Origin of the sequence: Corallococcus sp. AB045, assembly GCF_003668895.1 — a bacterium.
GTDB classification, from domain to species: Bacteria; Myxococcota; Myxococcia; order Myxococcales; family Myxococcaceae; genus Corallococcus; species Corallococcus coralloides.
The window spans coordinates 21,810-42,836 of record NZ_RAWN01000052.1; the positions used below are offsets into that span (position 1 = coordinate 21,810).

The 21,027-nt window shown below is 69.7% G+C and carries 19 protein-coding genes; 4 read left to right on the forward strand and 15 right to left on the reverse strand.

The features are described 5' to 3' along the window. Positions 1 to 69: 69 nt before the first annotated feature. The 4 genes from D7Y21_RS15065 to D7Y21_RS15080 all read right to left on the reverse strand — a co-directional run bounded on the left by D7Y21_RS15065 (position 70) and on the right by D7Y21_RS15080 (position 5,249). Complete coding sequence (locus tag D7Y21_RS15065) at positions 70 to 1,230, reverse strand: hypothetical protein (protein WP_233612112.1); 1,161 nt, start codon at positions 1,228 to 1,230, stop codon at positions 70 to 72. Positions 1,231 to 1,363: 133 nt separating this feature from the next. Next, positions 1,364 to 1,720 (reverse strand): ribosome assembly RNA-binding protein YhbY, encoded by a 357-nt coding sequence (yhbY, locus tag D7Y21_RS15070; RefSeq protein WP_120561979.1) that lies wholly within the window; start codon positions 1,718 to 1,720, stop codon positions 1,364 to 1,366. 30 nt (positions 1,721 to 1,750) lie between these two features. Further along, positions 1,751 to 4,330 (reverse strand): DnaJ domain-containing protein, encoded by a 2,580-nt coding sequence (locus tag D7Y21_RS15075; RefSeq protein ID WP_121713968.1) that lies wholly within the window; start codon positions 4,328 to 4,330, stop codon positions 1,751 to 1,753. Positions 4,331 to 4,436: 106 nt separating this feature from the next. Next, the gene (locus D7Y21_RS15080; RefSeq protein ID WP_120562577.1) at positions 4,437 to 5,249 is read right to left on the reverse strand and encodes a hypothetical protein; all 813 of its coding nucleotides are present in this window, start codon (positions 5,247 to 5,249) and stop codon (positions 4,437 to 4,439) included. Positions 5,250 to 5,317: 68 nt separating this feature from the next. Here D7Y21_RS15080 and D7Y21_RS15085 point away from each other — a divergent pair, with 68 nt between their 5' ends. Next, on the forward strand, positions 5,318 to 6,097 hold the full coding sequence (locus D7Y21_RS15085) for a TSUP family transporter (protein WP_199724193.1): 780 nt from the start codon (positions 5,318 to 5,320) through the stop codon (positions 6,095 to 6,097). A 21-nt stretch (positions 6,098 to 6,118) separates the two neighbouring features. Here the strand turns inward: D7Y21_RS15085 and D7Y21_RS15090 are convergent, their stop codons facing one another. The 5 genes from D7Y21_RS15090 to D7Y21_RS15110 form a co-directional block, all read right to left on the reverse strand. Then, positions 6,119 to 6,640: a YfbM family protein gene (locus tag D7Y21_RS15090; protein ID WP_121713970.1), complete on the reverse strand. Its 522-nt coding sequence runs from the start codon at positions 6,638 to 6,640 to the stop codon at positions 6,119 to 6,121. 7 nt (positions 6,641 to 6,647) lie between these two features. Beyond that, the gene (locus D7Y21_RS43455; RefSeq protein ID WP_014393922.1) at positions 6,648 to 7,157 is read right to left on the reverse strand and encodes a biotin/lipoyl-containing protein; all 510 of its coding nucleotides are present in this window, start codon (positions 7,155 to 7,157) and stop codon (positions 6,648 to 6,650) included. 41 nt (positions 7,158 to 7,198) lie between these two features. Beyond that, positions 7,199 to 8,716 carry an acetyl/propionyl/methylcrotonyl-CoA carboxylase subunit alpha gene (locus tag D7Y21_RS15100; protein WP_121713972.1) on the reverse strand — a complete coding sequence of 506 codons (1,518 nt, stop codon included), beginning with the start codon at positions 8,714 to 8,716 and terminating at the stop codon, positions 7,199 to 7,201. Between the two features lie 40 nt (positions 8,717 to 8,756). Then, entirely contained in the window at positions 8,757 to 9,371 is a 615-nt protein-coding gene (locus tag D7Y21_RS15105; RefSeq protein WP_120561974.1) for a hypothetical protein, read from the reverse strand. Positions 9,372 to 9,502: 131 nt separating this feature from the next. After that, a complete protein-coding gene (locus D7Y21_RS15110; RefSeq protein ID WP_120561973.1) occupies positions 9,503 to 11,065 on the reverse strand; it encodes an acyl-CoA carboxylase subunit beta in 1,563 nt (520 codons plus the stop codon). Between the two features lie 210 nt (positions 11,066 to 11,275). On the opposite strand from D7Y21_RS15110, the gene D7Y21_RS15115 reads away from it, so the two are divergent. Both D7Y21_RS15115 and D7Y21_RS15120 read left to right on the forward strand, forming a co-directional pair. Continuing rightward, positions 11,276 to 12,382, forward strand: a complete 1,107-nt coding sequence (locus D7Y21_RS15115; protein WP_233612113.1) for a site-2 protease family protein — start codon at positions 11,276 to 11,278, stop codon at positions 12,380 to 12,382. 63 nt (positions 12,383 to 12,445) lie between these two features. After that, entirely contained in the window at positions 12,446 to 12,913 is a 468-nt protein-coding gene (locus D7Y21_RS15120) for a hypothetical protein (protein WP_120561971.1), read from the forward strand. Positions 12,914 to 12,967: 54 nt separating this feature from the next. On the opposite strand, the gene D7Y21_RS15125 is transcribed toward D7Y21_RS15120, so the two are convergent. From D7Y21_RS15125 to D7Y21_RS15135, 3 genes are read right to left on the reverse strand one after another with little or no spacing between them, the layout of a single operon-like run. After that, complete coding sequence (locus tag D7Y21_RS15125; protein ID WP_120561970.1) at positions 12,968 to 14,299, reverse strand: hypothetical protein; 1,332 nt, start codon at positions 14,297 to 14,299, stop codon at positions 12,968 to 12,970. Further along, positions 14,296 to 16,473 carry a hypothetical protein gene (locus D7Y21_RS15130; protein ID WP_121713976.1) on the reverse strand — a complete coding sequence of 726 codons (2,178 nt, stop codon included), beginning with the start codon at positions 16,471 to 16,473 and terminating at the stop codon, positions 14,296 to 14,298. Before D7Y21_RS15130 ends, D7Y21_RS15125 begins: the two co-directional genes overlap by 4 nt. Beyond that, complete coding sequence (locus D7Y21_RS15135) at positions 16,463 to 17,836, reverse strand: hypothetical protein (protein ID WP_121713978.1); 1,374 nt, start codon at positions 17,834 to 17,836, stop codon at positions 16,463 to 16,465. The genes D7Y21_RS15130 and D7Y21_RS15135 overlap by 11 nt, the downstream gene beginning before the upstream one ends. Before the next feature lie 150 nt (positions 17,837 to 17,986). Between D7Y21_RS15135 and D7Y21_RS15140 the strand changes: the two genes are divergently transcribed. Continuing rightward, positions 17,987 to 18,271, forward strand: coding sequence for a hypothetical protein (locus D7Y21_RS15140; protein WP_120562576.1), 285 nt, complete (start codon positions 17,987 to 17,989; stop codon positions 18,269 to 18,271). Between the two features lie 81 nt (positions 18,272 to 18,352). Here the strand turns inward: D7Y21_RS15140 and D7Y21_RS15145 are convergent, their stop codons facing one another. The 3 genes from D7Y21_RS15145 to D7Y21_RS15155 form a co-directional block, all read right to left on the reverse strand. Further along, on the reverse strand, positions 18,353 to 18,721 hold the full coding sequence (locus tag D7Y21_RS15145) for a hypothetical protein (protein ID WP_147469285.1): 369 nt from the start codon (positions 18,719 to 18,721) through the stop codon (positions 18,353 to 18,355). 24 nt (positions 18,722 to 18,745) lie between these two features. Then, entirely contained in the window at positions 18,746 to 20,125 is a 1,380-nt protein-coding gene (locus tag D7Y21_RS15150; protein ID WP_121713982.1) for a hypothetical protein, read from the reverse strand. A 92-nt stretch (positions 20,126 to 20,217) separates the two neighbouring features. Next, positions 20,218 to 20,610 carry a hypothetical protein gene (locus tag D7Y21_RS15155; RefSeq protein WP_233591424.1) on the reverse strand — a complete coding sequence of 131 codons (393 nt, stop codon included), beginning with the start codon at positions 20,608 to 20,610 and terminating at the stop codon, positions 20,218 to 20,220. Positions 20,611 to 21,027 lie beyond the last annotated feature (417 nt).

Here is a 21,027-nt window from a genome sequence, read left to right on the forward strand (position 1 = left end):
CGGCCCGCCCCGGAAGACGGAGCGGGCCGGTGGTGGCTTCGTGCGTCAGCTCGACGCGGGCGGGCCGTGTCAGGCGGTGGGGATGACGACGCCCGGGCTCGACTGGCGCTGGGACGACACGAGCGCCGAGCGCTGCAACCACCCGGCGAGCCCCAGCATCGCGAGCCCCGAGGTGCGCAGCGTGCGCAACAGCTCCACCGCTTCCGTGGGACTGCCGGGCAGCAGCGGCGCCAGCCACTCGCGCGCGTCGTAGAAGAGCCACACCGCGCCGGACATGCCCATGGTCCACCACACCCAGGCGAGCCGCCCACCGCGCAGCATGTACGCGACGCGGAGGATGGGTGCGACGAGCAGGATGGTCGTCATGTCCGCCAGCGTGGACGCCAGCGCGATGACCGCCGTGCACGTGGCCGCGAAGCCCTGGCCCAGGTTCCCCACCGCCGCGACGAGCGCCGGCCCACCCACCGCCAGCGCCGCCACCGCCGCCACCGCCCACAGGAGCGACGCGCGCGGACTGGGCGGCGGTTGGAGACCGGACTGCTTGTAGGTGCGCGCCAGCAGCACCAGCGCGAACGGGGTGCACACGTTCGCCAGCACCACCACGCCCATGCGCACGGGCAACAGCGGCGACTCCGTGAACGGCACGTCCGGCACCGCGTGCATCCAGTAGCTGCGCAGGGCCGTGCTGATGAGCGACAGCGCCGCGCCTGCCGTCAGCAGGCCCCACACGCGGCGCAGGTAGTCCCCCGCGCCGAAGGACAGCGCCGCCGCCGCCGTGCCCGCCACCGCGAGCAGGCCCACCGTCCAGCCCGCCACGTCACCCACCAGCGCCATCCGGGGCGCGTCCTGGAGCGACGTGGCCACCGCGGCCAGGTGCACCCCCTGGAGCATCGCGACGGCGCCCAGCCACGGCGCCATCCGCTTGAAGGCGCGACCCGAGGAAGAACGGGGGGCGTTCATCGCAGCTTCTCCATAGGCCTTCGAAAGCTCCGTGAGGGTGTTCGTCGTGCGCACCGCGCCGATGAAGACGTTGAGCATGGGCTTGAGGCCCTCCAGCACCAGCGGCACGTCCTGCAGGCTCACCTGTTCCGGTGGACGCTTCAGGATCCGCAACGCGGCGGTGTGGATGGCCATCTTCGCGGTGAAGTCACCCAGGAGCGGCTCCAGGTGATGCATCAGCACGTCGTGCCAGCCAGGGGAGGCTGACGGGGAGGACGGGGAAGTCTGCACGTCACCTCCGCGGGGGGGAAGACCCCCAGCGTAGGGACATTTCGAACCCGGTACGAGGGTTCGACTGCTCCCGAACCCGCAGAAAGTGCGCGGGTGGGCCTGAATTCCCCGTGACCCCGGGAAAACGCTGCGGCTAACGGCGGCGCGGCTTCTTCTCTTCGTCCGGCTTGGGGGCCGGGCGGGGCTCATGCGGGCCCTTGAGGATGTCCTCGAAGCGGGACTTCTGCTTGCGGCGCTTGAAGAAGAGGGCGGTGCGGCCCAGGAGCTGCGCGAGCTCCGAGCCGGTGGCCTCGGCGATGCTGTCGGCGCCTTCGTGGCGGCCTTCCGGGCCTTCGTTGATCTTCACCTTGATGAGCTCGTGGTCGTTCAGCGCCTGCTCGATGGCGGCGATGACGCCCTCGGTGACGCCGGACGAGCCGACGATGACCACCGGCTCCAGGTGGTGGCCGAGGGCCCGCAGGTGGCGGCGTTCTTTCCCGGTGAGGGGCATGGGGGGTGTCTCCTTGAAAAGGCGCGCACCCTACTTCTTTTGCGACGCCATGCGGACCTCTCGCATCGCATCGATGTGGTCCGGTTGCAGCTCGACCGTCCGCTTGAAGTGCTTGAGGGCTCCGGTCGCGTCGCCGCACAGCTTGGCGATGACGCCCAGGAAGTAGTGGGCGGGGGCGCACCGTTCGTTGCGCTTGATGGCGCCCTGGATTTCGCGGAAGGCCTCCGGCTGGGCGGCCTTCTTGTCTGGAGAGGCGAGGAAGCGCGCGTAGCCCCGCCAGGCGAAGAACTCGGGTTCCTCGGCGTTGAGGGCGATGGCGTCGGTGAGCATCTTCACGGCTTCCGGGTACTTGCGCGCCTTCACCAGGATGCAGGACTTCTGGAAGAGCTCCTCCGCCTGGAGGATGGCCTGGATGTCCACGCCGTCGCCGCCGCCGCTCTTGAGCTCCTCGATGTAGGCCGCGCGGCTCTTGTCGTCGGAGAGGGCTCGGTAGGCGTCACCGATGTACGCGAACACCTCCGCCTTGAGCTTCTCCAGCTCCGGCGGGGCGCCCTGGGGCAGGGTGTCCGGGTGGTAGAGCTTGGCCAGGCGGAAGTAGGCGATCTTCACCGCGCTGCCTTCGGTCTGTTCGGTGAGGCCCAGCCGCTGGAAGTGGTTCTGGCCCTTCATGGTCGCGGCGAGCTGGCGCAGCGCGGGCAGTTCGTCCGAACCGGGGGCGGGACCCGAAGCGGCCGGGGCCGCCGGAGCGGCGACGACGGGCGGAGCGGGTCGGGCGGCACCGGGACCCGCCACGGGAGCGGCACCGGCGGGAGCACCCGGGGGACGCGCACCGGGGCCCGCGGTGGGAGCGGCTCCGGCGGGGGTTCCCGGGGGACGCGCACCGGGCCCCGCCACGGGAGCGGCACCCGGACGCGCGGCACCGGGACCCGCCACGGGGGCGGCACCGGCGGGGCGGGGCGCGGCACCCGGACCGGCGACGGGCGCACCGGGCGCGGCACCCGGACCCGCGACGGGCGCACCGGGTCTGGCTCCGGCGCTCGCGGCGACAGGCGCACCGGGAGCGGCACCCGGACCCGCGACGGGCGCACCGGGTCTGGCTCCGGCGCTCGCGGCGGCAGGCGCGCCGGGCGCGGCGCCCGGACCCGCGACGGGCGCACCCGGACCCGTGGCTCCAGGTCCCACGGTGGGCACGGTGCCGGACGGACGGGTTGGCGCCCCAGGTCCCACGGTGGGCACGGTGCCGGACGGACGGGTCGGGTTGCCCGGGCCCGCCGTGGGCGCGGCTCCGGGGGCTCGGGGCGCTGCTCCTGGCGCGGCGGCGGCAGGGCCGGAGGCCGGAGGCGGCGGCGCTGTCTGCGCGCGCGAGGCCGCCGCGAAGGAGACGCCGTTCAGCTCCTTCAACAGGAACGCCACGCGCAGCAGGTGCTCCGCGTCCTGCGGCACGTCCTGGAGCAGCTGCCCCAGCGAGCGCACCCCGTCGATGAAGGAGAGCGCGCGGACCTCGTGCGGCGTCAGGCGCAGCTCGCTGGAGGCCACCCGGCCCCCGGACTTCATGATGGGCATGGGCAGCACGAAGGCCAGCCGCCGCTTGAGGTCCGCCGTCGGCATGCGCCGCACCTGGTCGCTGAGCAGCGCCCAGCGATTGCCCAGCGGCATCGCCTTCTGCGCGGGCAGGTCCCGCGCCTCGAAGGTGAACGTCCCGGACTCCGCCCGCAGCGCCTTGCCCAGGATGCCCAGCGCCCGCTGCGACAGCTGCGTGAACGCCGTCGCCGGCTGGAGCAGCCCCAACCCGAACAGCGCCGCGAGCAGGTCGCCTCCGAAGCGCTCCTTGGAACCCTCCGCCTGCTGGAGCTGCTCCGCCGTCAGGAGCCGCGCGCCCATCAGCGACACGCCCAGCGCGTCCTCCGCGTGCGACGAGTCCACGTGCTCCGGACTGCCCTTGCGGAAGTGGATCGACAGCGTGCGGTCCGAAAGCCCCAGCGTCAGCAGTCCGGTCTGCTCGCCCGCGGCGATGCGCCCATAGAGCTGCAGGGGCGAGCACTGCTGGAGCTGCCCCTGCGGCGGCACCGTGTTGGTCCCGTCATCCGCCGGTGCCTGCGGTGCCTGCGGAGCCGCCGCGGCCGGAGCCGCTCCCGCCGGACGGGCCGCCGCGACCGGAGGACCCGGAGGCCGCGCGGCCGCGACAGGACGTCCCGCCGCATCGACAGGCGGACGCACGGCTCCAGGCCCGGGCCGCATCGCGCCAGGGCCCGCCATGGGCATGGCACCAGGACCCGCGGTGGGGGCCGCTCCAGGGCCGGCCATGGGCACGGCGGCCGGACCCGAGACGGGCGCGGCGGCAGGGCCGGGCGGAGGCGGAGCGATGGCGGCGGGCGTGGATTGCAGCAGCGACGCGGGCGCGCCGTCTCCCCACAGCTCACGGGGGAACGCGTCCCGCACCTCCGGGAAGCGCCACGGGAAGGCGAACTGCAGGCCATCGCTGGAGACCTGGAGCTTGCCCTGGATGGAGCCGCTGTCGATGAGCAGCTCGATGGTCGCGCCCGTCAGGGGCCCCCAGGTGGTGCCCCGATCGTTCCGCACCCAGTACTGCCGGACCTCGCCCTCCGCCATGTGCCGTCCTGCTCCCACTCCCTCGACCACCGGGAGGATGGAATTTTATCGCCGCCCGTGCCCGCGTCCAAGCAGACGACCGCACACGAGCGGCCGGGCGGGCGTTTCAGGGCGTGGCGCCCTCCATCGCCGCCAGCCCCACGCTGGCCAGACACGCCGCGTCCGCCTGCTGCTCGGCGGGCGGGTCGAAGCAGTACACCTCGCTGTCGAAGACCTTGCAGATGCCCGCCGGGGTCCCCGCGCACGCCACCTTGCCGTACGCCGTGGTGCAGTTGTAGCCGCACACCGGGCCCGTCTCGCTCAGCTTGCACTGGGGCGCCGGCAGGCCCTTGCCCCACGCGCAGACCGCCGCGGGCGACGGGTCGAAGCAGGTGATGTGGCCGTTCTGCGCCTTGCACACACCCAGGGGTGTCTTCGCGCAGCGCACCCCTTCGGAGGCGTTCACGCAGTTGAAGCCGCACGCCATCTGCACGCCGTTGCTGACGCACTGCGCGCGCGGCACCTGCCGGCCGAACACCGCGAACACCGCGGCGGGCGGGTCGAAGCACGTCACGTTGCCGCCCTGGCTGCGGCAAACACCCGCGGGCGTCTTCGCGCACTGCACCTTGCCGAAGTCCGTGACGCAGCCGTACCCGCAGCCCACCACCCCGTCGATGGTCTTGCACTCCGAGTCCGGCAGCGCGGCGCCGTATGCCTTCACCACGTACGCCGGCGGGTCGAAACAGGTGGCCTGCCCGTCGATGACGGTACAGCGGCCCTGGAGCGACTGGGCGCACCGCACGCGCTGTCCATCCGACTTGCACGCGTAGCCACAGGACACGTGTCCGTCGATGGAGCGGCACGTGGCGGTGGTCGCGTCAGGCTGCGAGGGCGGCGCGGCGAGCGTCAGCGCCAGCACGGTCATCAGGGTCGCGAGCATGGACCCCATTGACCCCCAAGCTTCGACCTCGCGCAAGTAAGGGTGATAAGCGGGGCGCCATCGTGGACATGGACGTCAGCGCAGTGCAGCTGGTGCTGTTGTGTGTCGCCGCGCTGAGCGCGGGCTTCGTGGACGCCATCGCGGGGGGCGGCGGGCTCATCAGCCTGCCCGCGCTCCTGGCGGCGGGCCTGCCCGCGCACGTGGCGCTGGGCACCAACAAGGGCCAGTCCGTGTTCGGCTCGGGCGCGGCGATGGTGCGCTTCGCGCGCGCGGGGTTGGTGGATTGGAAGCTGGCCCGCGCGACGTTCCCCTTCGGACTGATGGGCGCGTTCGGCGGCGCGGCGCTGGTGCTGCTGCTCAAGCCGGAGGTGCTCAAGCCGCTGGTGCTGGTGCTGCTCATCGCGGTGGCGGTGTTCCTCGCCTTCCGCCGCGCGCCGCCGAAGCGCGACGGTGTGGAGCCCTCACCCCGGCCGCGCGCGCAGGCCATCGGCGCGCTCATCGCGCTCTGCATCGGCACCTATGACGGCTTCTTCGGTCCGGGCACGGGCACCTTCCTCATCGTGGCGTTCTCGTCGCTCTTGGGCCACGGCCTGGCGCGCGCGTCCGCGGACGCGAAGGTGGTGAACTTCGCCTCCAACCTGGCGTCGGTGACGCTCTTCACGCTCCGGGGCGTGGTGCTGTGGAAGGTGGCGCTGCCCATGGCCGCCGCGCAGTTCACCGGCGCGTGGCTGGGCGCGCACGTGGCGGTGAAGGGCGGCGACCGGGTGGTGCGCGTCGTGGTGCTCTGCGTGGTGGCCGCGCTGGTGCTCAAGCTGGGACACGACGTGTGGCAGGGCTGGGCGGCCTGAGAGGCGCGCGCCGGCCCGTCTTCAGCCGATGTGCACGAGCAGGCACAGGCCGCGCTTCGCCACGGCGGCGGTGAACTTCTGGAGCTCCACGAAGTAGGAGAGCAGCTCCTCCAGTGGATCCACGTCCTCCGCGGGCTCCTCCTCGTCCCAGGTGCCGGGGTAGATGTCCTCCGCCTGGAGCTTCGCGGGGTCGAAGCGCTTGCGCAGGTCCTCCACGGAAGCCTTCTTCAGCGCCTCCGCCAGCGCCTTCACGGCGGCCACGTCGAACACGCGCGCGGTGCCTTCATCCGACGGGATGTCGCCCACGTCCTCGCCGCCGCGGACCAGGAAGTCCAGGGGCGGCGTGCCCTCCCAGGCCGTGCCGGTGAGCAGGTACTGGAGGCCGTGCCACGCCTCGCCGATGTCCAGCTCCAGGAACGCAGTGCCCTTCGCGTCGCCGAAGTCCTCCTCGTCCTCCAGGAAGGGCTCCAGCGCTTCGGGCGCCTGGTGCAGGGACTGGCGCTGCGACTCGGTGGTGCTGCGCAGCGTGCAGAGCATCTCCATGGGGCGGCTACTCCACGACGACGAGCTTGGCGTTGTTCTCCACGGCGGTGCCTTCCTTGGCGAACACCTCCGTGACCTTGCCGGCCTTGGGGCTCTTGAGCTCGTTCTCCATCTTCATGGCCTCCACGACCACGAGCCCCTGGCCCTCCTTCACCTCTTCGCCCACCTTGACCAGCACCTTCACCACCTTGCCGGGCATGGGCGCGAGGATGACCTGACGGCCCTCCACGGAGAAGCTGCCCGCGGCGGCGCGCATGCGCAGCTTGCGCTCATCCGCCACGTCGGTGCGGTTCACCTGTCCGCGCACCAGCGTTCCAATCTCGTCGCCGTTCTCCTCGAACTCGACGTTGTAGGACTGGCCGTCCACCAGGAGCGACAGCGTGCCCTGGTCCACGGACAGCGCGTCCACCTGGAACGTCTTGCCGTTCACCGTGAGCCGGTAGCGGTCCTGGCCCAGCGACTCCAGGTCCACCGGCACCGCTTCCTTCTGGCCCTGCTGCTTCGTGAAGTAACGCATGCGGAAAGGTCCCTTCCGAAAGGCTTGCGGGAGGAAGAAGGTCAGCGGCGGCGGCTCTTCAACGCCAGACGCCACGGGCTGATGCGGCCATTGGCGTCACCGCCACCACTGCGCGACGGCAGCGTCTTCGCGCGCTTCTGGTCGCGCTGGAAGGCGTGCAGCGTGCTCGCGAGCAGCGCCACCTCGCTGAGCTTGGAGTCCTCCTCGCCCAAGAGCGCAGTGTGATGGCGGGTGAGGAAGCTGGTGTCGTAGTCCCCGCCCACGAACTCCGGGTGGGACAGGATGCCGTGCAGGTAGCGGATGTTGGTGGTGATGCCCTTCACCACGTACTCGGACAGCGCGCGCTTGGCCCGCGCGATGGCCTCCTCGCGCGTGGCGCCCCATACGGACAGCTTGGAGATCATGGGGTCGTAGTAGTTGGGCACCGTGAAGCCCGCGAACACGCCCGAGTCGTCGCGCACGTTCGGGCCGCTCGGCACGCGCAGCGCGTGAATCTTCCCGGGGCTGGGCATGAAGTTGCGCGCAGGGTCCTCCGCGTACACGCGCACTTCGATGGCGTGACCGCGCGGCGTGGGAGCCTCGAAGAGGGGGAGCTTCTCACCCTCCGCGGCCCTGAGCTGCATGGCCACCAGGTCCAGGCCGGTGACCCACTCCGTCACCGGGTGCTCCACCTGGAGGCGGGTGTTCATCTCCAGGAAGTAGAAGTTGCGGTGCACGTCCACCAGGAACTCCACCGTCCCGGCGCCCACGTAGTTGACGGCCTTGGCCGCCTTCACCGCGACCTCGCCCATCTTCGCGCGCAGCTCCGGCGTGAGGATGGGGCTGGGCGTCTCCTCCACCACCTTCTGGTGACGGCGCTGCGCGGAGCACTCGCGCTCGTTCAGGTGGATGGTGTTGCCGTACTGGTCGGCGAACACCTGGATCTCCACGTGGTGAGGCTTCTCCAGGTACTTCTCGATGTAGACCGCGTCGTTGCCGAAGGCGTTGAGCGCCTCGCTCTTGGCGGAGCGCCACGCGGAGTCGAAGTCTCCCAGGCCCTCCACGCGGCGCATGCCCTTGCCACCGCCGCCGCCAGCGGCCTTGAGCATGATGGGGAAGCCGATCTGCTGCGCGTACTCGCGCGCTTCCTCGATGGTGCCGATGGGCTCGGTGGTGCCGGGCACGACGGGCACGCCCGCCTTGATCATGTTGGCGCGGGCGCGGGTCTTCTCGCCCATGGCGTCCATGGCGGCGGCCGGCGGGCCGATGAAGGTGATGCCGGCCTTCTCGCAGGCGCGCACGAAGGACGCGTTCTCGGAGAGGAAGCCGTAGCCGGGGTGGATGGCGTCCGCGCCGGACTCCTTCGCGACCTCCAGGATGCGCTCCTGCACGAGGTAGCTCTCGCGCGAGGGCGGGGGTCCGACGAAGTAGGCCTGGTCGGCGGTGCGCACGTGCAGCGCGGAGCGGTCTGCTTCGGAGTACACCGCCACCGTGGCGATGCCGAGGTCCTTGCAGGTGCGCATCACCCGGATGGCGATCTCGCCGCGGTTGGCGACGAGCACTTTGCGGATCTTGGGCATGGGCGCCCGTCTAGCATGGGGCGCCCGGGATTGCCCGCCTCTACTTGCGCAGGTTCAGGTACTCATCCATCAGCTGCTTCGCCTGGGCGAGCTTCGCCTCCACGAAGCGGTCGTCCTCGTCCGGCTCCGGGGGAGGAGCGGGGTGCGAGGGGGCCTCCACGGCCTTGCCATCCGGCCCGAAGTCCACCGCGGCCGCCAGCAGGTTGCGCGCGGCATTCCCGCTGAAGAGGCGGGCCAGCGCCGTCGTCTCCACGTCCAGCCAGCGCGCGGCCTGGCGCAGGACGTCCAGGTACTCGCCCTCCATGGCGCGGGGCGGGCGGCTGGGGGCGGCCATGCAGACGCGTGCGTAGCTGTGCTCCCGGTCCACGTACATGCCCATGGAGCGGTCGCGGAAGTCCCGGGAGAGCGCCTGCGTCATGGCGTCCACGTGCTCCTCGGGGGAGGACACCTTGCCGGACGTCTTGCCGGAGACGAGGGGAATCTCCGCCACGTGCCAGCCACTGTCGGCCAGCGACTCTGGACGGGGCTCCACCCACTTCACTTCGGGACACGGGAGGTCGAGTCCCTCGCACACGCCCTTGAGCGTCTGACGCAGAGCGGTGAGGTTTCCTTCGACGTCGGAGAGGAAGAGAACGAGTCGGCGCTGCTGGGACACGTGGGGGGCTCCTTGAGTGGCCCCGTGAAAGCCCCGGCGTTACCTGAGAATTTCCGGAAGTCGCCAAGCCCGCCTGCCCCCCAGGCGACGGGGGACCTGCGGGCGGCTCCAGAACTTCTTGGGGACTACTTCTACAGCGGGATGTTGCCGTGCTTGCGGGGCGGGTTCTCCTGCCGCTTGTCCTTGAGCATCTCCAGTGCGCGGATGACCTTGGCGCGGGTCTCTTCCGGACGGATGACCTCGTCGATGTAGCCCAGCTCCGCCGCCTTGAACGGGTTGGCGAACTTCTCGCGGTAGTCGTCCGTGAGCTTCTTGCGCTCGGCGTTGGCGTCCTGGGCCTTGAGCAGCTCGTTGCGGAAGATGATGTTCACCGCGCCTTCGGGGCCCATCACGGCGATTTCGGCGGTGGGGTAGGCGTAGTTGATGTCCGCGCGGATGTGCTTGGACGCCATGACGTCGTACGCGCCGCCGTAGGCCTTGCGGGTGATGAGGGTGATCTTCGGGACGGTGGCTTCCGCGTACGCGTAGAGCAGCTTGGCGCCGTGGGTGATGATGCCGCCCCACTCCTGGTCGGTGCCGGGGAGGAAGCCGGGCACGTCCACCAGGGTGAGCAGGGGGATGTTGAAGCAGTCGCAGAAGCGCACGAAGCGCGCGGCCTTCACGCTGGCGTCGATGTCCAGGCAGCCGGCGAGCACCGCGGGCTGGTTGGCGACGATTCCCACGCTCTTGCCGTTCATGCGCGCGAAGCCGACGACGATGTTCTTCGCGAAGTGCTCCTGCACCTCGAAGAAGTGCTTGGAGTCCACGATGGCGCGGATGATCTCCTTGATGTCGTAGGGCTTGTTCGGGTTCGCCGGGACAATGGACTTGAGCGACTCCTCGGCGCGGAACGGGTCGTCCTCACACGGCTGCGCGGGCGGGTCCTCCTGGTTGTTGGAGGGCAGGAACGAGAGCAGCTCGCGCGTCATGGCGATGGCTGCCTGTTCGTTCTCCGCGGCGAAGTGGGCCACGCCGGACTTCTGGTTGTGCGTGAGCGCGCCGCCCAGGGACTCCTTGGAGACCTCTTCGTGCGTCACCGTCTTGATGACGTCCGGGCCGGTGATGAACATGTACGACGTGTCCTTCACCATCATGATGAAGTCCGTGATGGCGGGCGAGTACACCGCGCCGCCCGCGCACGGCCCCAGGATGAGCGAAATCTGGGGGACGACGCCGGACGCCAGCGTGTTGCGCAGGAAGATGTCCGCGTAGCCGGCCAGGCTCTCCACGCCTTCCTGGATGCGCGCGCCGCCGGAGTCGTTGAGCCCGATGACGGGCGCGCCCACGCGGGTGGCCAGGTCCATGATCTTGCAGATCTTCTGGGCGTAAGCGCCGGACAGCGAGCCGCCGAAGACGGTGAAGTCCTGGGCGAAGACGAACACCTGGCGGCCTTCCACGGTGCCGTAGCCGGTGACGACGCCGTCGCCGAGGATCTTCTTGTCGCCCATGCCGAAGTCATGGCTGCGGTGGGTGACGAACTTGTCCAGCTCGCTGAAGGAGCCGGGGTCGAGCAGCAGGTCGATGCGCTCGCGGGCCGTGAGCTTGCCGGCCTCGTGCTGCTTGGCGATGCGGTCGGCGCCGCCGCCCTGCTCGGCCTGCTGCTCCATCTGCTGGAGCCGTGCGCGCAAGGGATCGTTCTCGGGGGTCGTGGCCATGGGGGGCCGCTCTAACACGATTGGAAGTCGCTGGCAGCGCTTCCCTTGCTCCTGGAGGGGTGGGCGAACGGCCTGGCCCCATGTGCATGGGACGGGAACGGGACGGAAGTTCAGGATTTCCGACACCGCGTCTTCCCGCGGAGGCGGCGGGTAGGGAGGCTGGCGATGCGTGCGAGGCCGGGAGCACTGCAGGTGGGCTCATTCCGGGGGGTGCCCATCCGGGTCCACGTGTCCCTGCTGGTGGCGTTGCCGCTCCTGGCGCTGTCGTTCGGCGGGGCGCTCCAGCGGGCGGCGGAGACAGCGGACGTGCCGCCGGGCGCGCTGGGCGGACACCCGTGGGCGTGGGGGCTGGCGGTGGCGGTGGGGCTGTTCGTGTCGGTGCTGCTGCACGAGATGGCGCACACCTTCTATGCGCTGCGGCATGGCGGCCAGGTGCACGGCATCACGCTGATGATCATCGGAGGCGTGTCGGAGCTGGCGGAGGTGCCCAAGCGTCCCCGGGACGAGGCGTTGATGGCGCTGGTGGGGCCGCTGACGAGCCTGGGGCTGGCGGCGTTCCTGGGCGCGCTGACGTGGGTGGTGCACGGCCTGGGGATGTTCCAGGTGCAGTTCGCGCTCTTCACGCTGGCGATGCTCAACGCGGTGCTGGGGGGCTTCAACCTGTTGCCGGCGTTCCCCATGGACGGAGGCCGCATCGTGCGCGCGGCGCTGACGCCCCGGCTGGGAGTGGTGCGGGCCACGCGGGTGGCGGCGGGGCTGGGGCGGGTGTTCGCGGTGATGTTCGGCGTGTGGGGGCTGGTGACGCTGAATCCGTTCACGCTGGTGGTGGCGTTCTTCGTGCTGATGGGCGCGGAAGGGGAGTCGCGGCAGGTGCGGATGAAGGCGCTGCTGGAGCGCGTGCAGGTGGAGGCGCTGATGACGCCGCGGATGGTGGGCGTGGACCTGGACCTGTCCATGCAGGACGCGCACTGGGCGCTGCGGCACGAGCACGTGAACATGTTGCCGGTGACGAGCACGGGGCGGCCGGTGGGGCGGGTGACGTGGGTGGCGGTGCAGGCGGTGCCGGAGGCGCAGCGCGGAAGCTACGTGGTGCGTGACGCGATGGAGGACGGAGTGGTGGCGGACCTGCGCGAGGATGGATGGGCGGCGCTCCGGAGGATGGCGGAGGCGCGCGTGCCCATGGCCGCGGTGGTGGATGAGGACGGGCTGCTTGCGGGGACGCTGGACTGGAATGACATCCAACGGGGGCTGGCGCGCGCGGAGGAGGCGGAGCGCCAGCGGTCGCGGACGGGGTGGCCTCGCGAGCGGACGGCGTAGGACTCCAGGTGAATAGGTTCCCTCCGGCCACGTCGGGATGGGTGTCTCCCACAAGGAAGCCCCATGAAGAGCCTGCTGGTTGGAATGATGTTGGCGTCGACGCTGGGTGCCGGTCCCTCGAAGACGGTGGAGCTGGTGGGCACGGTGCACAGTGAGGACATCGGCAACCAGAGCTCCAGCCGAGCCACGTGGCTGCCCACGCAGCCCAAGCGCATCGAGCAGTTCGAGTTCCACCTGAAGCGCCCCATGAAGGCCGTGCAGCTGGAGTACCAGTGCCACCTCCAGGACATCGGTGATTCGGGGTGGCTGCCCGAGGGCACGCCCTGCGGAACACAAGGCGAGTCACGGCGCCTGGAGGCCTTCGGCATCCGGCTGCGCGGCGAGGGGGCGCATCTGTACACCGTGCGCTACTGGTGCAAGGTGGAGGGCATGGCGCGCCCCATGGGGCCGCTCATGGACGGCGCGATGTGCGGCACCACGGGCGAGAGCCGCAAGCTGTTGGGCATGCAGGTGGAGCTGGTGCGCAAGTAGCCGCGCTCAGGTCGTTGCTCGCCAGCCGATGGCCGGGAAGCGCTCATGTCCAAGTCAGGGGCGGTACCGCTCTGCCTCCCGGAAGAACCGGGTGAGCGAGTAGTCCAGCAGCGCCTGGCGGGACTGCATGTATCGGCGGGCACGGAGGAAGGGCAGCCAGACGCGCTTGCCGACTTGCACCTGGGACTCCTCGAGCTTCTTGCGCGGCACCCACGTCCCGCCCAGCCGCCGCACCAGCATGCCGCCGAGATAGGCCCCCACGGCCGGTGCGGTGTGCGCGTCGATGAGGTCGCGCTTGTACCGCTCCGGGAAGTTCTCTCTCCAGAAGTAGAAGTCGAGGTCCGTGAGGGACTCGGGCATCTCATCCATGAGGGAGGCCACCTGGGGATGCAGCGCCGCCACGAGGCTTTCCGACAGGTCGCCGTAGGATCCGTGGACGCGCTCCGGGTTCTCCACGTCCGCTGGCAGGGCGGCCGGCAGCCACTCCTCCGGCTCGGGCGGCTGGAAGGCATTGAGCTCAGCGATCTTCTGCTGCCGCTCGCTGATGGGGAACGCGTCCGGCAGCCGCGAAAGAAGCGGCGCCAGGTCCGGGTGGAATCGAGGTTCCACCGGAGCAAGCGCGGCGCTGCGCTCTCGCAAGGTGCGCAGCACCGTGCCGAAGTCGAGGTCCGGCCTCAGGTGAACATGGGCACGGGCCTGTGCCACGCGTGCTTCCTCACTGGCGAAGTCGGCGGCGGTGGGCCACATCACCAGGAGGACGGAGCCGTTGGGGAGCTCTTCCACACGATGAGCTGGAGTCGAAAGCATTCGCTCGCGGCCTACGGTCTCCACCAACTTCGGACCGAAGACATTGAGCCAGAACAGTTCATAGACTTTATCGAATCCGTCTCTACGAGAGATTCTCTCATCGCGGCGGAAGTACGGCGCTCCAGAAAGTTGCCGATCCGCCATGCCGTGAGCCATGGCATAGGTGACCGGGAAGTGCAGAGCCCACGCTCTGACCATCTCAACAAACTCTTGGCAACGCTCCGTCCGCGCAAAGAAAGACAGTGGTTGGATGACAACCGAGATACCCAATTCGGAAGGATGAGCGCCGCCGAGGTTGAGCGTCATATCCAACGCGGGATGGCTCGTACGGTACAGCCCGAGGGATACACTCCTGGCCTTGTCCTCTTCCGCGAGTGCTTTTGAAATCGCTGCGCGGGAGTATTTCCGCCGCCGCTTTCCCTCGACAACATCCGGCATCCATTCGCCCGCATACGTCTCAAGCGCTTGTAGGAAGGGCTCCAATTGTGGTTCGAGAGCGACTCGCTCGTCGAATGAGCCTTCGACGGACAATCGCAGGCGATCCTCCGCGCGCAGCTCATGGAACTCCAGGATCTTCATTGGAACTGCACCTCCACACCCGTGACGTCGCTCTCAGCATTCCTCACAGCGCGATCAAGCGCATCAAGATCTTGGGGCTTGAACTTCCCTCCCTCATAGATGACTCGAACTCTCTGAACGTGCGCATCCTGCACGAGCCCAGGCCGACGGATGGCCAACGTCTCCCCGTAATACCGAAGTGCCTCGCTCGCATCCGCGATCAACTGAGCTTGGAGAGGCCGCTCCTTCAGCGATGAAAGGTCCCTGCTCTTGAAGCTGAACGTCTCCACACGAGGCGGCTGGCCGGCAGGTGGGCGCTCCTCGATGACGAGCACGTCCGCGAAGCGCAGGTCCGCCTTCGCCACTCCCACATGCGTCTCGATTCGGGGTTGGGTGAAGTCCTTGAGCCACCGTCGCTGCGCCCGCGGGAGGGCCGCATCCGCCTCCAAGATGGAGGCCATGGTCTGCTCGAAGGCCAGTCCGCGGGCATAACAGGTGCGCATCTCCTGGTAGCCCTCCCACTTCAGGGGACCCTCGGCGGTCTCACCGTTCAGGAGCTCCTTGAGCCGCCGCCCTCGATAAGCGACGTAGTCGCGCCAGAGCCCTGCACCCTCCTCGACCCCAGGAGGCGGAGCATCCAGCTTGGGGGACAGCTGCTTCAGTACCTTCACGTCCTTGGGCAGGCGCGGGCCCAAGGCTTCCAACTCCGCCTGGAGCAGCTTGGCCTCCGCAGCGGACACGCTGGCGTCCCGCGCCAGGAGGGATGAACCGCCACCCTTCTTCCCAGCAACGCCCCGCGTTGCCGCGGACCCAGCGGACTCGCGACGGGCCTCCGCCAGCATCGCCTGCGCCTTCGCTGGGTTGCCGCGTGCCTCGGACAGCGCCAGCAGCCCCGCCTCGCCCCACTCGGCGGCCACCAGGGCACCCTCGCGGCTCGCCTGGAGATAGCGGAGCAGGTCGCGAGCGGCGGTGACGCCCAGTTGCTCTTCCAGGCGCCCCATCAGCGCCTTCACACCGTCCAGGTCCAACGCCGGCATCTGGAGCCGTCGCAGCCCTCCTCGCGCCTCCACCAGGGCCCGTGCGCCCTTGCCTCCGGCGTACAGCGCCACGGCCAGCGCGGCTGGCGCCAGCTCACGGCTTGCCTGCTCGTACTTGCCCTGCGCCAGTGAGTACGCCCCGTGCCCCGTCCCCGCCACCAGATGGTAGAAGCCCAGCGGCACACCGAAGGTCAGCTGATCAAAGGCCCCGGCCGAAACGCTTCCCGGCGAGTAGTGCCGCTCCATCAACGCCTTCTGCACTTCGTCGAGGGCCGCCTGATAGGGCGGTGGAAGCTGGCTGCGCTTCGCCATCATGAGGTCCGCGTACCGGGCCTCACCACTCATGGCGGTACTGGAAAGCATGTCCCGGCCAGCACGCCCCAGGCCGCGCAGCACGTCATTGGCCTGCTCTCTGCGCTCTGGGAAGTCCTCCATCGTCAGGCCACGCCGCTTCAACTCCTCGCGGACGGTGGCCATGCTCCCCAGCGCCTCCCCCAGTTGCCTGTCGCGCGCCAGGAGTTGCACCACTTCTCGCAGCTCGTCGTCGAAGGAGGAGTGGAGGACGAAGAGGGCGAACACCTCGGCATGGGGGCTGCCGTACTGCTCGGTGGCCGTGACGAGAAAGGCCGCGCGCTTGCGGCCGAGGACTTCCGACGCCTGCGCGTCGAGCGGCCCCAGGGCACCCAGCCGCACTGCATCCCAGTCCTCCAGCGACTCCACCAGCGAGGCCATCTCCACCCCACGCTGCATGGTCACGAATTCCGCGGGCGAGGCACATGCCAGGAAGGGCTCGAGCACCTCCTGGCTGGAGTCCAGGTGGGGCCAGCCCGAGGGCACTGCCGTGCCACCACAGGCGATAACCCGGCCGCCGGCCATCGCCTTCGGGTCCGGCGCACCCGCACCCTCGCCTTCCCCCCTCAGGGGCTCGCGTCGACGGAGTAGGAGCGCATCCGTGCTCTCCACGGCTGAGGCCGACTCCTCCCCCTGTGACGCACCGCCCGCCGTACTCCGCAGCGCCTGGTCTGAAACGGAGAAGGGCCTGGAGGCCAAGGCGGCACCCAGAGCGGGCCGGGTTGGCATCGAGGCGCAGCCGGCAGTGAGCATCGCCGTCGCCAACAGCAGGCCTACGCCTCTGCATGGCAGGCGCTCAGCGCACATTGTCCACCCCCACACCCACGGCCGCGAAGGCACCCGGCCGCAGCGTCCCCTCCGCCTCCGGGTAGAGCACCGTGCCTCCCTGGCCCACCGCGTACAGTTTTCCCCCGAGGAAGCGCCACCGGGCCTCTCCCGAGACGAGGTAGCGCGCACCCAGCTCGCCCATCCCCACCGCGAGCCCTGCCACAGCCACCGTGAAGTCCCTGTGGAAGAGCTGCACCTCCAGGCGCCCGTCCATGTCCACACGGCCCCAGGTGAAGGCCTCCGCGCCCAGGGTGAGGCGAAAGTGTCGCCTTGCCAGGACGCCCAGGCGCTCCTCGTCCCAGCTCAGAATCACCTCGCCGTAGGCCGAGTACCCGTCCGGAAAGGACGCGTGTGCCAACGGCAGGGCGGACGGGCCCGCGACCTGGAAGCGCGCCAGTTCGTAGTCAGGGCCAAAGGCCCCCTGCCGAAAGCCTCCGCGCTGCATGCGCCCCTCCAGGCGCGCCCGCAGGTCCATTGTTGGCGACACCGACTCCACGCCCAGGCCGGCGACCGCGCCCCATGCGCCTCCCTCTCCTGGACGTCCACCCCAACCACCCAGCAGGTGCAATTCGAAGCCACCGTCCTGGCTCCCGCTCTTCAACACGATGGCCGTGCCATCCAGGTGCGCCAACGTCATCGGCTCAGAAGCGCCGCCGGCCTTCCCCCAGTCATGCACCGCGGACAGGGACACCATGTAACGCGAGGAGTGTAGAGGCTGGCCGGAGAGGACGTACTGCAGGTCCAGCTCGACTTCCGCTCCGGCCAGACGTGCGCCCAACACGTCCGAGGCGAAGGCCTCCGCGTACACCGGGCCCAGCGTACCCGTCACCACCGCTCCGGCCGGGTGGTAGTCAGGGTTGCCTCGGTTGTTGTAGCGGCGCACCAGATGTCCGGACAGCAGGGTGTAGGACTCCAGGGTGCCCATCCACAACGAGTTCGGTGCGTCACCTCCCACCGTGAGAATGCGCACCACCTGCCCCCAGTCGGACAGCGTGTCCCAGTCCTCCTTTCTCACGAAGCCGCCTCCGGCTCCGCCACCCCACAACCGCAGCCGCACCGGAGCTCCCAGGTTGAGGTGGAAGGTCCCCCGTCTGGCCACCACCACCTTGGGCTCCAGTTGCACGAAGCCTTCGTCTCCACCCACGCCGTTGTTGGGCAGGAGCGTCAGCGACGTGGCTTCCATGCGCAGCAGGTTCACCCACTGCGAGTTCGCGACAGGGTCCGCAGGTGAAGAAGGAGCCTCCGCCTCTTCGGAGTCCTGCGGGATGACCACCTCCTGCGCCCAGCCTGCCCCGGACAACAGCCCCAGCAGCATGGCGACAAGGCTCCAACGCATGAACATCGACGCCTTCTGTGAGAGGCCCCGCCAGGGGCGAAAAATACAGAGAGTCGCTGCCCGGTCTGACAGGACGCCGGCCCACAGGTGAATGCATTGAGTCGAGCGCCGCCGCTAGCCTGGCGTCTGGTCGGGTGTCTCCCACAAGGAAGCCCCATGAAGGCCGTGCAGTTGGAGTATCAGTGCCACCTCCAGGACATCGGTGATTCGGGGTGGCTGCCCGAGGGCGCGCCGTGCGGAACGCAGGGCGAGTCACGACGCCTGGAGTCCTTCGGCATCCGGCTGCGCGGGGAAGGGGCGCATCTGTACACCGTGCGCTACTGGTGCAAGGTGGAGGGCATGGCGCGCCCCATGGGGCCGCTCATGGACGGCGCGATGTGCGGCACCACGGGCGAGAGCCGCAAGCTGTTGGGCATGCAGGTGGAGCTGGTGCGCAAGTAGAGTCCGGATTGCTTCGGAGACACGACGGCCCGCCCTGGGGATTGCCCGGAGCGGGCCGTTTCGCGTCAGAAGCTTCGATGCTTACGCGCTGTGGCCATTCAGCTTGAAGATGACCTCGCTCTTGCGGTTCTTCTCGACGGACACCCGCTTCAGCCACACGACTCGCGAGCCACAGCGTTCCTGGAGCAGCTGTCGCAAGCCATCGGGATCCGCGATGCCACTCACGAACAGCAGAGTGCTGAACTCCCTGTGGTCTTCCGCCGCCCAGCTCTTCGTGAAGTAGAGGTAGTTGGGCCGGATGGCGACCTCGCCTCTCTGATGGCTCGCCCTGTAATAATCACCTCCCAGGTAGTCGCTGTAGTGCGCGTTGAAAGGAATCCCGAGCACGGGACCCAGCGTGCGCAGCGCGGCTTCGACATCCGGTTCCCAGACTCCGTACTCGTCAAACACCTTGGCCGTCATTCCAGGCCCCGTTCAGTTCTTCTCCGGCAGCGACCAGTTCATCTGGAACCGGTGCGCGCCGTTTGGCGCACTGTCCAGCCAGCCGGTGATGCTGTCGCTCTTCGCGAGCAGAGGACCCAGTTCCGTGCTCGCGCCGAAGAACGCGGCCAGGCGCTCGTCGCCCATCACGTCCATCAGCGAGACCTGCGACAGACCTCGTGCCACCTTCTTCGGATCCAACGTGAACTCCACCGCACGCTTCAGCGGCCCGCCCTTCTCCGGCAGCGCCGCGAGCAGCGTCTGCGTCACCGTGGAGTCGTTGCCGAACACCAGCTGCTTGCCCTTGAGCCGCACGTAGATGCTGCCGCCCTTGGCCTCCATCGCGTAGCCGTCCTCCAGCGTCTTGGCGCCCGGGAACTTCGCCAGCGGAGCCAGCGCCGCCTTCACCGCCGCCGCGTCCGTCACCTCCGCCGCCAGCGCCTGCTTCGCCGCGAAGAAGCGCACCTCCGGCTTGCGCAACGAACCGCGCACCGCCACCGAGTCCACGCCGAACAACACCTGCCCCGTCAGCTGCTTCGCCAGCGCGTCCGTCACCGCCTTCACGTCCGCCGCCGGGCACGTGGGACACACCGTCCGCACCGCGTCCGCCACGGACTCCACCGCCTGTGCCACGCCTGTCGGCGCCACCTGCGCCCTGGCGAAGAGCAGGCCCGCGGGGGCCATGGCGCCGTAGGGGCTCGTGCCCTTGGCCTGGAAGGGCGGCAGCGGCAGCTTCGTCGCCGTGCCCTCCACCTTCAGCCCCGTCGCCGTGCCATCCAACGCCAACACGCCGTCCTTCGTGGACACGAACAGCGCGCCCGGCACCGTGGCCATCCGCGCGTCCGCGGCCGGCGCCTTGAGCGCCACCAGCTTCGCGGCCTCCTTGCGGAGCGCGTCGTCCGAATCCGTGCTCAGGAAGGCGCAGGCCTCCTGGCCCTTGATGACGTAGCCGCCGAAGCCGCCCGTGGCGCTCGGCGCGCGCAGCGTCGTCACGCCCTTCACCGTGCCCGCCTTCACGTCGCCGCTGCGCGCGAGCACGTTCGCCGTCGCTTCCTGGAACACCTTCGCGTCCTTCACCCGCGTGCACGCGATGCGGCCGTCCTGCCGCATGGACACCGTCAGCGGCCCCGTCACGTCGATGCCCTGCGCCTCCATCACCTCCGGCTTCCCGAGGTCGAGCCGCAGGATGGGGTGCAACTCGCCGCGCCACGCCTCCGGGTTCAGCAGCTGCGAGTACGCCCCGGCCCGCGTCAGGAACGCGTTCAAACCCTGGAGCTGATCCAACTGCGGGACGTGGAGGACCGTCACCGTGGAGGCGGCGACGCGAGGCGCGGGTGCGGCCGCCAGCGTGGCGGCAAGTGCGAGGGCGAGCATGCCCCCACCTGAGAGCGCCCCACCGCCCCTGTCAAGGCACTCCCACCCGGGACGCCCACCACCAACGTCCGCGCGGTGCCCCGCTTGCTGCCCTACGCCGGCAGACGCCCCGTGTTGGCCCAGTCAATCATCCGCTCCGCCAGCTCCTCCGCGTTGCGGCGCAGGTAGGCCAGCTGCAACACCTCGTCGTCCGTGCACGCCAGCGCCATGCGCACCCGCACGCTGTCCGCGAACCGCAACACCTGCCCGATGCTCAGCGACGCCCGGTCCTCCAGCGCCCCCGCGAACTCCGCCACCTCCGCCTCCGCCGCGCAGCCCTCCGCCAGCAGCGCCGCCACCCACGCGGACCGCGCCACCCGGTGCTCGCGCGCCCTCGCGTCCTGCAATTGAAGCCGCCACGGCTGCGCCTCCCAGTGCGCCGCGCCCTGGACGTCCTCCACCCGCTCCCGCCCGCCCTGCGTCCGCGATTCCATCGCTCGCATCATCCGTGCCCCCTCTTCCAACAAGACCTGGGTCCATCCACGGGCGTGACCGGCAGCCTTCCTCTCGTCCACGAGCAGGGCTCGCGAATGAGCGACTTTCCGGAATAGACGCCTTCCACCTGTTTTCTTGCCCGCCCGGAGGGATGCTTGGACTGTCATGCGCGGACGCTCCCGGCAGGTGGGAAGGCCCCTCGCCGACGGCTGCTCCACACCGCCGGCGAGGGGTCACCGGGGTTCCCGGTGCATTCCTGCCTTGAGGGATTGTCACGAGCCGGTGCGAGTGGATTCAGCCCCCGGTGCGGGGGCGGGTGTTCACGCGGGGACAGTGAGCGGCACTCGGGACGGATTGGGGGAAAGCCGGGATTTACCGCATCCTCCGGAGTCCGGTTCCGGGGGACGGGGTGGTCGGCCGCGTCTTTG